This window comes from Bartonella sp. B23, from assembly GCF_053793815.1.
Genome location: NZ_CP200033.1, coordinates 1,127,501 through 1,143,247 on the forward strand (window position 1 = coordinate 1,127,501; position 15,747 = coordinate 1,143,247).

Consider the following 15,747-nt stretch of genomic DNA (forward strand, 5'->3'; position numbering starts at 1 on the left):
CACAATTTGCGAAAACTGTGGCAAGGTAGACGAAATACAAAACAAAACCATTGTATCCAACCTAAAACAAATGGTTCAAGCAGTGGATTTCCAAGCACGCAGAAGCATTCTAGAAGTACGAGGCATTTGTAAAAAATGCGCAACAAAATGACGCCTCTATACTTGCAAATTTGTATAATTTGGCATTATGTGTTAGGAACCACCTCATTGCTTGAAAAGCTCTTATCGCTCTTGCGTACATATCACTCTCTCACTATAGAGATGGGTTTGTTTTATTCATTGAAACATAAAATTGAAAGTATAGAATTATGTCCATATCTGAGAAATTTTTTTCAAGCAGATATTTCAAGGAAACAAAACAAAAGAAAATAATCAGCGCTCTTCTTATCGTCCTTGTGCCTTTTTTGCTTTGGTTTGGCTACAAGTGGATAACACATTGGCGTTATATGCTCGCCACTGAAGATGCCTATGTGCAAGGAGACATAACAGCTATTGCTCCTAAATTAAATGGATATATTGAGAAAATTGATGTTAAAGCCAACCAAATTGTAAAAAAAGACGATGTCTTATTCTGCTTAGATAATGGCGATTATCAAATAGCCTTAGAACAAACAGAAGCCCGTCTTAATACGCAGAAAAAAACTCTTCTACGTATTGATGCACAAATTACAGCTGCTCACAGTGCATTAGATGATGCGCAAGCACAAAAAGTTGCCGCTTCAGCCATAGCAACCAATGCGCAACTAACCTTAAAACGCACCACAGAACTTAAAGCCAACCGTTATGCCCCTCAATCCAATGTTGATGATGCCAAATCAGCTTACGAACAAGCTATTGCTAATGTTAACCGTGCAGATGCACAAATAGCAGCGGCACGTGCGAATATCCAAGTGCTAGAAGCACAGCGAAGTGAAATAGAAAGCCAAACAAAAAGTCTAGAACTCACACATAAAAAAGCACAACGTGATCTTGATTCAACCATTATACGAGCTCCATTTGATGGAATTATTGGAAATTTAACGGCGAAAATGGGGGATTTTGTTATGAATGGACAACGTCTTGCGGCGTTAGTTCCTACACATGCACTTTACATTGAAGCGAACTATAAAGAAACACAACTGCAAAGTATTCATGCTGGACAAACAGCTTATATTACTGTTGATGCCTTCAAAGAAGATGTTTTTACAGGAACAGTGCTTTCTATTGCGCCTGCAACAGGAGCTGTCTTTTCCCTCCTACCTCCACAAAATGCTACCGGCAACTTCACCAAAATTGTCCAACGCGTTCCAGTACGTATTTCTATTCCAAAAGAGGTATTAAAAACTGGAAATATCCGAGCAGGAATGAGTGTTTCAGTAAAAATTGATACACGTACAAAATCGTAAACTAAAGACCTCTTATAATAAAAAAGATGATCTCACCATGACATCTCCCATACCAGAGTCCATACATTCTCAAGAACGCATAGAAATCCGCAAAATCGTGGTTTTCATTGCCATGGCCTTTGGCATGTTCATGGCTATTCTTGATATCCAAATCGTTTCCTCCTCTTTATCTGAAATTCAAGCTGGTCTTTCAGCAAGCTCTGAAGAAATTTCATGGGTTCAAACCTCCTATCTCATCGCTGAAGTCATCATGTTGCCTCTTTCTGGATTCTTGGGAAGATTGCTTTCAACACGCATTTTCTTTAGCGTATCAGCTATCGGATTTACGATTACCTCTATTCTTTGTGCAACAGCAACATCTATTGAAGAGATGATTGTGTACCGCGCACTCCAAGGTTTTATCGGTGGAGGTATTATTCCTAGCGTTTTTGTCGCCTCCTACACACTTTTTCCTCCTTCCAAACGGCCAATTATTGCCCCTGTCATTGGGCTTGTAGCAACGTTAGCTCCCACCATTGGCCCAACAGTAGGAGGCTATTTTTGTCATATTTTATCATGGCACTGGCTCTTTCTCATCAATGTTCCCTGCGGAATTATTATCTCAATTCTCGCTTGGAAATTGATTGATTTTGATAAAGCGGATCCCTCTTTAATGGCTAAATTTGACTGGTTCGGTTTCATTTCTATGGCTGTTTTTTTAGGAACTTTAGAATATATTCTAGAAGAGGGGGCGCGTCGTGATTGGCTAAATGATAATCTGATTCTAAACATATTCATTATCATGATCTTGTCTGCAGCCTTATTCTTCTGGCGCACTTTTACTGCAAAAGAACCAATTGTTGATCTTTCAGCTTTTTCCAATTTTAATTTTTCAACCGCAGCAATTTTTTCTTTTATGCTTGGAATAGGTCTTTATGGACTTACATACCTTTATCCCCTCTATTTGAGCCAAGTCCGCCACTATGATGCCCTCATGATCGGAGAAACATTGTTCCTTTCAGGACTTGTCACGTTAATAACCGCGCCCTTTGCTGGATTTCTTTCAGCACGAATTGATGCACGTTTGATGATGGCGATAGGACTTTTTGGCTTTGCGTTGGGAACCTGGATGGCTAGTTCCATAACAGATAACTGGGATTTTTGGGAGCTCTTTTGGCCTCAAGTTTTCCGTGGTGCTTCTATTATGTTATGCATGATCCCTATTAACAATATTGCCCTCGGGTCACTCTCACCAGAACGAATGAAAAATGCCTCTGGACTTTTTAATCTCACACGTAACCTTGGTGGTGCCGTGGGACTTGCCATTATCAGCACTCTTATAACGAAACGCACAGACCTACATTATGAACGAATAGCTGAAACTCTCCAACAAGGAAACAACCAAGCAACTGAAATGCTCTCAAGCCTTGCTGTGTACCTCAAAACTATAACTTTTGATTCACATGCTCTTGCTCTCTTCCAACTTTTTAATATAGCGCGCATACAAGCGATGGTTATGGCTTTTAGCGACATTTTCTTCATCATAGCCATTATCTTTAGCGTTTTGGCATTCATGACTATTTTTCTCAAAAAAACACCACCACTCACCGATACTCCTCCCGGTCACTGATCTTGACCTTATGAAAATCGGGAAATATTTTTTACCTGTAATCAATCACCTCTCCCCATTCCCTACAACTTTATCTCCTATAAATACAAGCTATATGACACAATATCTGAGGATAAACAGTTCTTTCTGACTAAAATTTTTGAAATTTAAGACAGTTGCGTACTTTTTAGAATTATCCTCTTATAAATGAATAATTGTACAGTTTTAGACTATAACAAACAAAGTTCTTACCTTATCTAAAGCGCTTCAAAATTCTTACACCGCATAGATAAAACAACCATTTCTATTAGGTTTTTTTTTGACTCCTGCTCACATGACAAGAAAAAATTATTGGAGTAACATTTACACCTTTATCACAAAGAACACTGTGATGGCATTTTTGTTTTCACAAAAAAACTTCTCTTAAACACGTAACATATTGTTATTTAAACACAATATCAAGTCGTACAAAGAAAAGACTATCAAAGAGTTTATCTTTCTAAACATAACGATAAAATTGATCAGTGTACTTTGCCCAATGCTTATAACATTTTTTTATCATGGCTGGATTCAAAATTATTAAGCACAGAAGCAGCACCTCATATTGTCAGTACACACATCCACAGCTGTTCAAACCATTAAAAGATAATATTTTCTCTCATTAATGCATAAGAATCTTTTTTAGCGAAGAACATACCTAAGTATATCCTTCTTTATTGATAGCTAATCATTTTCGATTCACAAAATTCAAAAGTACAAACTTGCCCAGATACTTTAATTATAGATACATCCATAATAACAAAAGAATCCTGTCTCTATGTGCAATAATTTATGAAGTATGCCGTTATTTCAAAACATATTTTGATACAATTTCTGCTGTTCTTCAATTTACATCTTAGCTTCCAATTAAAGATTTTTTTAACACCAACCAGCTGAAAAATTTCTGTTAAAACATCGATAAAAAATACTGGGTGGCTTCAATAAACCAACGGAAATTATCAGAGATAAGAAAACACAAATAAGAGAAAAACCGCGCCAAGCAACAAAAATGGACATCGCCTCAAATACCACTACTGTTGGAAAATAAAATCCTTAAGCCACTTTATGATGTCGAAAATGACTCAAATCCTCTCGTTCTCCACTAGGAACCAGAGTGCCATGACATGCGGAAAGATATTCTGGTATCAATTCCAACGCTTGAAAGCGGTGTTTTTCATAAGGACCTGGCATTGCCAAATTTTTTGTTAAGCTGCTCGAAAAACCAAAACGCTGATAAAACTTACAATCCCCCACAAGTAAAATAGCACCATAACCGAGTTTTTTTGCCGTTTCAATTGCATGCTGCATAAGAACCGATCCGATTCCGATACCGGAATACTCCGCCAAAACAGCCAGAGGTCCTAAAAGCAAAGCATGCTGTGTGCCATTTTGTCCCTTGTTAAACCGAACATGCCAAAGACGTACACTAGCCACAAGCTCTCCAAATGCATTTTTCACGACAAAAGACAACCCACACGCAGCCAAACGACCACAGCGTAAAGCTTCTGATGACTTACGCTTACGTCCCTTTCCAAGAGCTAAATCAAGTACGTGTTCCCGATGCGGCTTGTCAACTTCTTGCTCACATGCAAGTGTAAAAAATGCACCATCTTTTGTTTGAAAATTAATCATATTCATCTCTGTCACACGCCCCACTATATCTTTGTTATCATAAAGAAAGGCTCAAATCACATAGGATCGCAAAGGCTCAAAACCATTAAATGCAACAGATGCATAAGTCGCTGTGTAAGCACCAGTTCCATGGATCAACACCTCATCCCCCACCGTAAGAGATAAAGGTAATAGGTAAGGTGTTTTTTCATAGAGAACATCTGCTGAATCGCATGTTGGACCCGCTAAAATACAAGGCTCCATTGCCTTATCGTCATGAGGTGTTTCAATAGGATAACGGATCGCTTCATCCATAGTTTCGGCAAGACCATTAAATTTTCCAATATCAAGATAAACCCATCGAACATTATCATTATCTGCTTTTTTGGATATAAGAACAACTTCTGTGCGAATAACACCAGCATTGCCAACCATTCCACGCCCTGGTTCAATAATTGTTTCAGGAATACGATTGCCAAAATATTTTTTCAATGAATCAAAAACAGCCGTACCATAAGCCTGTTCTGTAGGAACATCTTTCAAATAACGGATCGGAAAACCACCCCCCATATTAACCAATTTCAACGAAATTCCTTCTTGCTCCAAACGGCTAAAAACCGCAGCCGCATCTGATAAAGCACGGTCCCATGCGCTAAAATCTGTCTGTTGAGACCCCACATGAAAAGAAACGCCATACGCTTGCAAGCCTAATTGATATGCCCGACGTAACACATCAACTGCCATAGCAGGAACACAGCCAAATTTGCGTGACAATGGCCACTCTGCACCTTTTCCATCAGTAAGAACACGGCAAAAAACGCGAGATCCTGGAGCAGCGCGCGCAATTTTTTCTACTTCTTCAATACAATCAACCGCATAAAGCGAAATACCAAATGCATATGCACGCGCAATATCACGCTCTTTTTTAATAGTATTCCCAAAAGAAATGCGTTCAGGCGTTGCCCCTGCTTTTAAAGCCATTTCAATTTCTGCAACAGAAGCCGCATCAAAAGATGAGCCTAAAGAAGCAAGCAAACTCAAAATCTCAGGTGCTGGATTTGCTTTTATCGCATAAAAAATACGAGACTGTGGAAGAGCTTTTTCAAAATTTAAATAATTTTCACGGACAACATCAAGGTCAACAATTAAGCATGGACCTTCAGAACGATGTGTTGCAAGAAAATCGCGAATACGTTGCGTTGCCATATCAACTCTCCCAAGGGAACAAAATCCCCACTCTATAATTGGACAGCATAGAGCCGCCAATAACCAAAGGACAAAACACACACAACCACTATCAGCGTCCCAATTATTTTAATAATCAGGAAGAAACCAACATTGCATGCAATAAAGAACAGCGCAAAAACTGCATTGTTCTACTTTATCTGCCTTTTTGATTGGAGTTGAGAAAACCACTTCCGCACTGAAGGCAATGAGGTGTGCCTCTGTAGTTATCCCAGCAGTCATATAGCTGGAAGACACCAGAAAGGCCCGCACCGTCGTTGCTTCAAGATGTCCTCACTCTTTCGGTTGGCCGTAAGAATGACTGGAGCGGTTAGTTCCAGGTACCGTACCGGTTAATCTCACCATTTGAGAACCGGCGGACACCCACAGGCACGTGCGACCTTGAGCAACATTGCATATAAGACCAATTCTTCTTCATTTCAATCATTTTTTTTATTTTAAACATTTTTTAATTTTTAAAGATAAGATGATGCAATAAAGCAACAGTTTTTTAAGTAAAAAAGCTACCTTACCCCTTTTAATGGGATTGTAATCTTCACGAAATTTCCACACTGTTGTGCCAACAACCCGCAATATCGTTTCATAAGGAATCTCTTTTCTTTGCTTCCTAAGCCTACCTTCAAACATCATCCATGGAAGCTATAACCCAATATCCATTAGGTACTCCCATCCTTATGCTTATGAAATCATAAACCTGTATACCATCATTACATTTATCTATCCCACTACTGCACTTGCTCCTGCATTTAAATGGCTCAATAATTAATCGCATATTTTATCCATTTTAAAACTTGTTTTTAAGTCACACGCTCCTCTAAGCTATCCCCTCCAGTGAGTTACCATTACACCGTTTTTACTGTTTCAGAATTAAGAATGTTTGAAATAAAAAACACCACAAGATTAAAGATATTTGATTCAAAATGCGCAATGACGATGTATATTTATAAATCAACAGCTTAAATTTACATGGCAGACAAAAAACCGGACAATGCTCAATTTGATAAAATACTCTTCCACTTACACTGAACACTTTTCTCTCTTAACAAGAGAAAAAAGCCAAGTCTTTAAGCTCTAAAATACAATACCCCTATGATTTTTGATGAGAATCAGTTGCACGCAATTTTGATAATTGAAATTGTCTATGACGTTCGCGAAAACGCTTCCTATCAGCTTCACTCCGCACACTGTAACAAGCATCACACGAAACACCTTCCTCATAATGAGATGATAATTTGCTTTCAGCATTAAGAGGAGAACGACATGCGTGACATAATTCGCGCCCACATTCTTCAAGACCATGCTTAACAGAAACGCGCTCATCAAAAACAAAGCATTCACCCCACCACAAACTTTCTTCTTTCGGAATCGTTTCCAAATATTTCAGAATCCCACCTTTTAAATGGTAAACCTGCTCATAACCAAGTTCACGAACATAAGATGTTGATTTTTCACATCGAATACCACCTGTACAAAACATAGCAATTTTCTTTTTCTTTTTTAAATCAGCTTCATGCTTGAGAATCCACGCGGGAAATTCACGAAACGTTTTAATACACGGATCAATCGCTCCTTGAAAGCTCCCAATCGCATATTCATAATCGTTACGCGTATCAATTAAAATTGTCTCTTCATCTTGAATAAGAGCATTCCAATCTTCAGGATCTACATAAGTACCAACAACTTTTAACGGATCAACACCTTCAACCCCCATTGTCACAATCTCTTTTTTCAATCGCACCTTCATGCGATGAAACGGCATTTTTAGTGCCCACGAATATTTAATTTCTGGTGTTTGAAATGCGGGCTCAGCTGTAATAAAATTCACTAATGTTTCAATTGCATCACAAGAACCAGCAACAGTTCCATTAATTCCTTCTTGTGCCAAAAGCAGAGTACCCTTAATATTCTTCGCTTGACATAAATCGAGCAAAGGCTTTTGTAATTGACGATAATGATTCAAATCTGCAAAGCAATAAATAGCAGCAACTCTAAAATTCTTTTCCATAGTCTTGCCATAACGCGCGTTTCATCCAATTTCAAGACCTATTCATTTATTCTTTCATATATTGTATTGACTCAAGCTATACACATCGCATCATCTTACCATGTGCCAAAAAAATAGAATACCTTCTATCACTTCTCCAAAGACAAACCGTTGTATCTTTTTTTCTCCTGGACGATCTGCAAAGTGCAATACCTCTACTAGGTACTCTTGTTAAAAAGGAATTGAAATTACATTACGAATACCAAATACAGTCAATGAAATTAAGCAATTACACAAGAAGTATCCGCATAAATTATTGGGGCAGGCACAATTTTTTACAGTATACACTATGGACAAACGAAACGTGCAGGAGAAAAATTTATCGTAAGATGTTGATTATAAAACGAATTAATTGATTGTGCAAAAACAATGAAATCCCTTTTCTCTCTGATACTGTTACACCAAATGAATTAATAAAAGCATTACAACGGCTGTTCATATTTTAAATTTTTCCCTGCTCAAGCAGCTTGTGGCATTACCTTTGTGCAAGCTTTATCATCTTCCTTCTCTGAAATCCATTTTTGCCCAACAAGCGGCATTACACAAAAAATACCCCTCAATGGCTCCGATTTTCTAATGCTTTCTGCATCGCTGGTTCTTAGATAGCTCCTAGAAAGCTTATTACGGCATGCTATTAATGCATTAGCACATGCTGCAACATAACGCCCTTTCATCCTACAAAAGCGCGCTCCACAACATAAGTAGCAGGTGCATTATTTGCCCCCTCGACAAGACCAAAGGATTCACACATTTTCGCGCAATCCTTTAACATTGCCATAGAACCACAAATCATCACCCGATCTTCATCAGGAGAAATTTTTGGCAAACCCGTCATTTCAAAAAAAGAACCACTTTCCATAACTGTTGTGATGCGCCCCATATAATCGGAAGGTTCACGAGTGGTCATGGGATAAAATTTCAACTGCTGCGCATATGCACCAATCAGCGGATCTTGCTGTAAAGAGACAACAAGAGTTTTTGCATAAGTAAGCTCATCCCGTTCACGGGTTGTTTGAATAAGAACCACTTCTAAAAATTTTTCATAAGTTTCAGGATCACGGATAAGACTTGCAAAGGGAGCAACACCCGTCCCCGTTGAAAGAAGGTAAAGACGCTTTCCTGGAATAAGAGCATCAAGAACCAATGTCCCCGTAGACTTCTTACGCATTAAAACCGTATCACCAATTTTGATTTTTTGCAGATGTTCGGTTAATGGTCCCCCTGGAACTTTGATTGAAAAAAACTCAAGCTGTTCATCCCAAAATGGACTTGCAATCGAATACGCACGATAAACTGGTTTTTCTGCATTTGGCAAACCAATCATAACAAATTCACCTGAACGAAAACGAAAACTTTCTGGACGATTCAGACGAAATTTAAACAAACGGTCTGTATAGTGATAAACTTCTTGAACAGTGAGCGCGAACACATTTTCAGAAATCGGAAAGTTTGACGAACCGCCGCTGATATTTGACTGAAAATTACGAGCAAACATATCCATAAGCTCTTCCTCGTTTTCTTATTGAACATTAAATCTCATATTTTGAAAATGATATAACGCCCATACACCTGTCTGCCAATATTTCTCTTAAAATAAAAATCACGCAATTAACATTTTTTGTTTCAAAATTAACAAAATAAGCATGAAAGCAGTTAAGAATGAAACACACGCAACAACATCCTCACTTGCAATTCATAGTCAATGATGCGCATTATCCTCATCACATAAAATTTTCAACTTAAAAGCGCCCACAAATGATATCTTCAAAAAAATAAAATCTTCATGATGAGCACTAAATTAAGCTTTTTCAACAACTTCTTTAAGAGTGAAAAACCTTTACCAATATACACCCAACCACAAATCACCAAAACACAACTTTACATATTGTATCAAGAAAAAAGCATTTTATATCAAAGAATTGCTTTCACAGCGCATCCTCCCATATAAACTGCTCATGATTTTAACAATAGCAAATAATATGTGCACCCTTTCCATATATCATAAAAAACTATATGAAATAATCAAAAAGAACTTTTTGTCTCATTGACTCGAGATAGGATTTTAAAATGAACGAATCCGTTAATGATGAAGCAAACGCATTATTTCCTTCTACAGCTGTAGCAACCATTAATGTGAGTGCTATTGTTGCAAATTATACAACTTTAGCCAAACGCGTTGCTCCGATTGAATGTTCTGCAGTTGTAAAAGCAAATGCTTATGGGTTGGGTGTTAACAAAATTGCTCCTGCACTTTATCAAGCTGGTTGCCGCACTTTTTTTGTAGCCAAAATCGAAGAAGCACTCCAATTAAAAAATATTTTACCATCAAATATCACGATTGCCCTTCTTAATGGACTTCCACACACGGCGGAAGAATTTGTAGCACAATCCGGCATTGTTCCTGTTCTTAATTCTTGGAATTCACTCGAAGACTGGCAAACACTCTGTCAAAAAAAAGATAAAAAATTCCCCGCAATTATTCAAATAGATACTAATATGAACCGTTTAGGACTTGATAAAAAAGAATTACAAAAACTCATCAAACAACCTACGATTTTCGAAAAAGCAGAGATAAAATATATTCTCAGTCACCTCGCTAACGGAGATGATGACACACATTCATCTAATTATACACAATTGGCTACTTTAAAAACCATCCTTGCGAAATTGCCTACTTGCAAAGTTTCCTTTGCTAATTCTGGAGGTATTTTTCTTGGGAACGATTTTTATTTTGATCTTGTTCGTCCAGGCATTGCACTTTACGGAATCGGTCTGCGGAGGAAACACTCAACACCTCTTAAACCTGTTTTAAAACTTGAAGCTCAAGTCATTCAAAGCCGCTTTATCGAAGCAGGATTCCCTGTTGGCTATGGAGGAACCTTCATTACCCGAAAACCAAGCACGCTTATAACTATTTCTATCGGATATGCTGACGGCTTTCCACGCATTCTTTCAAATAAAGGTGCAGTTTATTTCGATGGAAAAAAACTGCCTATCGTCGGATGCATTTCTATGGATTCCACTGTCGTTGACGCTACCGATCTTGATAAAAAACCGCAACGAGGTGATTGGGTAGAAATCATTGGACCCCACCAAACACTTGAAAAGATGTCTACAGATGCAAACACCATCCCTAATGAAATTCTGACTTCCCTAAGTCCCCGATACAAACGCATTTACATTTAAAGCTCTTTAAAGAAAGTGATTGAAAGCTTCACTTTAAAAAATGATATTATACACCCTTCTACACAAGACAAAACAGCAGACAGATATACGTCTGCCATGCCCCACACCACAACATTCTATTCATCAAAGTTCCTGCTTAAAAGCAATGGCATGAGAAAAACAAAGAGAAAAAATATTATCATTTTGTTTTAAGGGTATAGCTAATATCATCAAGATAATTTCGTAAGAAACGAATATCAGCTAATAATAAAAGCCCGCATAGGAATGTACGGGATTTTTCCGTTATATGATAAATAAATTTAATATGTATTTCCCAATGGCGGACAAGAACAAATGAGCATTTTATCTCCTGCAACATTGTCAATACGAGAAACAGGAGGCCAATATTTATTCGCCGGATCAAGAGAAGAATTTGGAAAAGCAGCCTCTTGTCGTGAATAAGGTCGTACCCAATCATCGTTTACCGTATCGATCAATGTATGCGGTGCATTAACCAATGGATTATCATCTTTTGGCCAAACACCCTCACCAACTTTTTTAGCTTCTTCAGCAATCAAGAGCAAAGCATCACAGAAACGATCGATCTCAGCTTTTGGCTCTGATTCTGTTGGCTCAATCATCAAAGTCCCAGGAACAGGAAAAGACATTGTCGGCGCGTGAAAACCGTAATCGATCAAACGTTTTGCAATATCGTCAACACTCACGCCATATTGCTCTTTCAGCACGCGAGTATCGACAATACATTCATGCGCAACACGCCCATTCTTACCTCGATAAAGAATGGAATAAGCCTTTGAAAGACGCGCAGCAATATAATTAGCATTCAAGATTGCTGTTTGTGTTGCATATTTTAAACCATCAGCCCCCATCATCCGAATGTACATCCACGTAATAACAAGAATAGAGGCACTTCCATAAGGTGCAGCTGAAACCGCATATGCTGTCCTCTCTTGTTCATGGCCTGGCAAAAATGGCCTTAAATGCTCTGCCACCCCAATTGGACCAACACCAGGACCACCACCGCCATGGGGAATTGCAAATGTTTTATGAAGGTTCATATGACAAACATCCGCCCCAATATCTGCCGGACGGGCAAGCCCAACAAGTGCATTCAAATTAGCACCATCAAAATAAACTTGTCCGCCATTTTCATGGACAACAGAACAAATTTCCTTGATGCTTTCCTCGTAAACACCATGGGTTGAAGGATAGGTGATCATGAGAGCAGCTAGCTTATTTTTATGCAATTGCGCTTTCATTTTGAGATCATCAATATCAACATTACCATCGCTCAAGCATTTCACCACAACGACTTCCATACCTGCCATATGAGCTGAAGCTGGATTAGTACCATGTGCCGATGCGGGAATAAGACAAAGCGTGCGTTGATGTTGTCCACGTGATTGGTAATATCGACGGATCGCCAAAAGCCCCGCATATTCTCCTTGAGCACCAGAGTTTGGCTGGAAAGAAACTTGCGCAAATCCTGTAATTTCGCACAACCACACATTTAGCTGATTTATCATTTTTTGATAACCAACAGTATTCTCTTTCGGAACAAAGGGATGTATATTGGCCACCGTAGGCCAACTCACAGGCATCAATTCAGCTGCCGCATTCAATTTCATAGTACAAGAACCAAGAGGGATCATTGCCCGATCTAATGCTAAATCCTTATCTGACAAACGACGTAAAAAACGCATCATGTCTGTCTCTGATTGAACCGCATGAAAAAAGGACTGTGAAAGAAAAGCAGCATCACGCCCTTTACCAAAAAGCCGTGAAGAAACCTGATCAACTAATTGTGCACCAAAAAGCTGTGCTAAAGCACAAGCATCTTTTTCTGTCGACAATTCATCAAAATTAATCGCAATCGTGTCATCATCAAGAACACGAACGAGACGCCCACCCATTTTCGCTTGATTAGCAATATCTTGGGCTCTTCCCTTAACAGCAATACTCACACAATCAAAAAAGTTCTGTCCTTCAACATGAACCCCCGCTGCTTCTAAACCAGCAACAAAACGACATGTTAAATGATGAATCCGCTGCGCAATTTCCTGTAATCCTTGCGGCCCATGCCAAACAGCATAAGCTGTTGCCATATTTGCTAACAAAGCCTGTGCTGTGCAAATGTTTGATGTTGCTTTATCGCGCCGAATATGTTGTTCACGCGTTTGTAAAGCTAGGCGAAAACCAACGCGCCCTTTTGTATCAACGGATTGACCAACAATACGCCCTGGAATGAGACGCGTTAAAGCTTCGCTTACCGCAAGATAACCAGCATGAGGGCCACCAAACCCCATTGGAACCCCATAACGCTGCATAGAACCAACAACAATATCAGCCCCCCATTGCGCTGGTTGTTCCATAAGAGTAAGTGCCAAAGGATCTGCAACAACAATCACCAGAGCTCTTTTTTCTTTTGCCTCCTGAATGACTCCACTATAATCATTAAAAGAGCCTTTTGTATCTGGCCAAGATAAGACAATCGCGGCTGTATCAGAAGAAATTTCGCTATTTTGGCTAATCTGAATCCCTTGTGTTTCAGCACGCGTTTTTGCAACACTCAAAGTCTGAGGATGCAAAAGACTCTGAACAGAAATCTTTGTCTTTTTCTCACGAGCAAAGCGTACAGCCACCGCATTGGCTTCAGCGAGAGCTGTTGCTTCATCAAGAAGTGAAGCAGCTGCAACGGGCAAACCCGTTAATTCACTAACCAAGGTCTGAAAATAAAACAAAAGCTCTAAACGGCCTTGGCTAATTTCTGCCTGATAAGGTGTATAAGCAGTATACCAAGCTGGATTTTCAAAAAGATTGCGCAAAATAACGGGAGGTATATCTGTTCCGTGATAGCCTTGCCCAATAAAACTTTTGTGCATACGATTACACCCCATCATCTTGGAGAGTTCTTTCAAGGCTTGCGCTTCACTGGCGGCCTTTGGCAAATTAAGTGAACGCCCCAAATGGATAGAGTGCGGAACAGCTTGAGAAACGAGCGTATCAAGAGAATCAAGCTCTAAAACATCAAGCATTTTTTGTATTTCATCGGGACGAATCCCAATATGACGAGAAAAAAAATGACGCTCTAACATAGCACTCATCCAATCAGTGCTTTATAAGCAGTCTCATCCAGCAATCCTTCAAGTTGCGTTGCATCCTGCAATGTCATTTTCCAGAGCCAACCTTCTTTTTCAGCTTTCTGGTTTACCATTTCAGGACTATTTGCCAAATCTTCATTAATTTCAACCACTTCACCATCAAGAGGTGCATAAACATCTGATGCCGCCTTCACTGATTCCACAACAGCAGCAGCATCTCCCTTAGAAAGCTGTGTTCCACTTTGCGGCAAATCGACAAAAACCAAATCACCTAACTGCTCTTGAGCATGATTTGTGATCCCAACCGTAACCACTTCTCCTTCAACACTGAGCCATTCATGATCTTGTGTAAAGTAAATTCTAGACATAAAAATTATCCTTTAAAATAACGTTGTTCAACAAAGGGAAGTGAATGAACAGACAGTGCAATCTTTTTACCACGCAACTCCGTAAAAACTTCCGTTCCTTCCATTTTCCAACCGGAAAGAACGTATCCCATCGCTATAGGACCATCAAAAGAAGGACCAAAACCGCCTGATGTTACCTCCCCAATCTGATGACCTTTATCATCGAGAAGCACTGCGCCTGCACGAATGGGTTGGCGTGTTTGTGATTTTAAACCAACACGACAACGAGAAGGCCCTTTCTGAACAGCTTCAAGAAAAGCCTTCGCCCCATAAAATTGCGCTTTTTCTCGAACACTTTTGGGAACGGCCCATGTCAATGCTGCTTCAATGGGCGTAGTATCAGGCGTAATATCATTGCCATGCAAACACAACCCTGCTTCCAATCGAAGACTATCGCGCGCAGCGAGACCAACCCACTCCACACGAGGATCACTCAACAATTTTTCGGCCAATGCATGTGCGCATCCTATGGGAAGGGCAATTTCAAAACCATCTTCTCCCGTATAACCAGAACGCGTTATAAACCAATCTTGTTGTGGCTCAAATCCTTGCATAAACAACAGTTCATTACCAAGTAACCCAGAATCACCAATAACGGCTGCCGCTTCTGGTCCTTGGAGAGCAAGTAACACCCTCTCAAGGGCAATGATTTGACATTCAAAACCAACAGCACGCCTCTCAAGTTCAGCAAGATCAGCCTGTGCATTGCCAGCATTTGCAACCAGCATAAAACGGCATTCTGCCAAACGGGTAACAATAAGGTCATCAAGAATTCCTGCCCGCTCATTAAGCAAATAATTATAACGTGATTGGCCAATCTTTAACAATGCCGCATCAATGGGAAGAGCATAGGATAAAAATTCGATGGCCTGTAGTCCTTCAATAGCAATCAATTTCATATGAGAAATATCAAAAAGTCCAGCGTGAGCACGCGTATGAAGATGCTCTTTCATCACCCCAAGTGGATAAGTCAAAGGCATTTTCCAACCGGCAAAAGCGCCAAATTTCGCCCTGGCTTTTTCATGTAATTCATGTAATGGAAGTATTTTTAAAGAGGATGTTTCGAGTTCTTGTAGTGTGCCCATGATATCTCCAAAATCGCGCTGAAAACCATACAACGTGGCTATCCATACACCCCTCT

The 15,747-nt window shown here is 39.4% G+C and carries 12 protein-coding genes (1 of these 12 running past the window's edge); 5 read left to right on the plus strand and 7 right to left on the minus strand.

The window, feature by feature from the left end:
- The 3 genes from V4B17_RS05050 to V4B17_RS05060 all read left to right on the plus strand — a co-directional run.
- Window positions 1–151: the 3' portion of a Fur family transcriptional regulator gene (locus tag V4B17_RS05050; RefSeq protein WP_455479096.1), read on the plus strand. Its footprint begins 242 nt before the window's first position; the window shows 151 of its 393 coding nt (coding positions 243–393); its start codon lies beyond the left edge, outside the window; the stop codon is at window positions 149–151.
- 157 nt (window positions 152–308) lie between these two features.
- Entirely contained in the window at window positions 309–1,385 is a 1,077-nt protein-coding gene (locus tag V4B17_RS05055; protein ID WP_455479097.1) for an HlyD family secretion protein, read from the plus strand.
- Window positions 1,386–1,422: 37 nt separating this feature from the next.
- Window positions 1,423–2,994 carry a DHA2 family efflux MFS transporter permease subunit gene (locus tag V4B17_RS05060; protein WP_455479098.1) on the plus strand — a complete coding sequence of 524 codons (1,572 nt, stop codon included), beginning with the start codon at window positions 1,423–1,425 and terminating at the stop codon, window positions 2,992–2,994.
- A gap of 1,071 nt (window positions 2,995–4,065) precedes the next feature.
- Here V4B17_RS05060 and V4B17_RS05065 read toward each other — a convergent pair.
- The 3 genes from V4B17_RS05065 to trhO all read right to left on the minus strand — a co-directional run bounded on the left by V4B17_RS05065 (window position 4,066) and on the right by trhO (window position 7,873).
- Window positions 4,066–4,650, minus strand: a complete 585-nt coding sequence (locus V4B17_RS05065) for a GNAT family N-acetyltransferase (protein WP_455479099.1) — start codon at window positions 4,648–4,650, stop codon at window positions 4,066–4,068.
- A gap of 45 nt (window positions 4,651–4,695) precedes the next feature.
- Window positions 4,696–5,829, minus strand: a complete 1,134-nt coding sequence (locus V4B17_RS05070) for a type III PLP-dependent enzyme (protein WP_455479100.1) — start codon at window positions 5,827–5,829, stop codon at window positions 4,696–4,698.
- Between the two features lie 1,126 nt (window positions 5,830–6,955).
- Window positions 6,956–7,873, minus strand: a complete 918-nt coding sequence (trhO, locus tag V4B17_RS05075; protein ID WP_455479101.1) for an oxygen-dependent tRNA uridine(34) hydroxylase TrhO — start codon at window positions 7,871–7,873, stop codon at window positions 6,956–6,958.
- Between the two features lie 522 nt (window positions 7,874–8,395).
- Between trhO and V4B17_RS05080 the strand changes: the two genes are divergently transcribed.
- Window positions 8,396–8,518 (plus strand): hypothetical protein, encoded by a 123-nt coding sequence (locus tag V4B17_RS05080; protein ID WP_455479102.1) that lies wholly within the window; start codon window positions 8,396–8,398, stop codon window positions 8,516–8,518.
- 64 nt (window positions 8,519–8,582) lie between these two features.
- On the opposite strand, the gene V4B17_RS05085 is transcribed toward V4B17_RS05080, so the two are convergent.
- On the minus strand, window positions 8,583–9,413 hold the full coding sequence (locus tag V4B17_RS05085; protein WP_455479103.1) for a ferredoxin--NADP reductase: 831 nt from the start codon (window positions 9,411–9,413) through the stop codon (window positions 8,583–8,585).
- Window positions 9,414–9,979: 566 nt separating this feature from the next.
- Between V4B17_RS05085 and alr the strand changes: the two genes are divergently transcribed.
- The gene (gene alr, locus V4B17_RS05090) at window positions 9,980–11,098 is read left to right on the plus strand and encodes an alanine racemase (protein ID WP_455479104.1); all 1,119 of its coding nucleotides are present in this window, start codon (window positions 9,980–9,982) and stop codon (window positions 11,096–11,098) included.
- Between the two features lie 299 nt (window positions 11,099–11,397).
- Here the strand turns inward: alr and gcvP are convergent, their stop codons facing one another.
- The 3 genes from gcvP to gcvT are packed head-to-tail and all read right to left on the minus strand — an operon-like array spanning window position 11,398 to window position 15,691.
- The gene (gcvP, locus tag V4B17_RS05095; protein ID WP_455480188.1) at window positions 11,398–14,193 is read right to left on the minus strand and encodes an aminomethyl-transferring glycine dehydrogenase; all 2,796 of its coding nucleotides are present in this window, start codon (window positions 14,191–14,193) and stop codon (window positions 11,398–11,400) included.
- 5 nt (window positions 14,194–14,198) lie between these two features.
- Entirely contained in the window at window positions 14,199–14,567 is a 369-nt protein-coding gene (gene gcvH, locus V4B17_RS05100; RefSeq protein ID WP_455479105.1) for a glycine cleavage system protein GcvH, read from the minus strand.
- A gap of 5 nt (window positions 14,568–14,572) precedes the next feature.
- Window positions 14,573–15,691 carry a glycine cleavage system aminomethyltransferase GcvT gene (gcvT, locus tag V4B17_RS05105; protein ID WP_455480189.1) on the minus strand — a complete coding sequence of 373 codons (1,119 nt, stop codon included), beginning with the start codon at window positions 15,689–15,691 and terminating at the stop codon, window positions 14,573–14,575.
- Between the last annotated feature and the right edge of the window lie 56 nt (window positions 15,692–15,747).

Coding starts and splice junctions, on each gene's coding strand:
- gcvH (WP_455479105.1), bottom strand. CDS start 14,567: ATGTCTAGAATTTACTTTACACAAGATCATGAATGGCTCAGTGTTGAA.
- V4B17_RS05055 (WP_455479097.1), top strand. CDS start 309: ATGTCCATATCTGAGAAATTTTTTTCAAGCAGATATTTCAAGGAAACA.
- V4B17_RS05085 (WP_455479103.1), bottom strand. CDS start 9,413: ATGGATATGTTTGCTCGTAATTTTCAGTCAAATATCAGCGGCGGTTCG.
- gcvP (WP_455480188.1), bottom strand. CDS start 14,193: ATGTTAGAGCGTCATTTTTTTTCTCGTCATATTGGGATTCGTCCCGAT.
- alr (WP_455479104.1), top strand. CDS start 9,980: ATGAACGAATCCGTTAATGATGAAGCAAACGCATTATTTCCTTCTACA.
- V4B17_RS05070 (WP_455479100.1), bottom strand. CDS start 5,829: ATGGCAACGCAACGTATTCGCGATTTTCTTGCAACACATCGTTCTGAA.
- trhO (WP_455479101.1), bottom strand. CDS start 7,873: ATGGAAAAGAATTTTAGAGTTGCTGCTATTTATTGCTTTGCAGATTTG.
- V4B17_RS05060 (WP_455479098.1), top strand. CDS start 1,423: ATGACATCTCCCATACCAGAGTCCATACATTCTCAAGAACGCATAGAA.
- gcvT (WP_455480189.1), bottom strand. CDS start 15,691: ATGGGCACACTACAAGAACTCGAAACATCCTCTTTAAAAATACTTCCA.
- V4B17_RS05065 (WP_455479099.1), bottom strand. CDS start 4,650: ATGAATATGATTAATTTTCAAACAAAAGATGGTGCATTTTTTACACTT.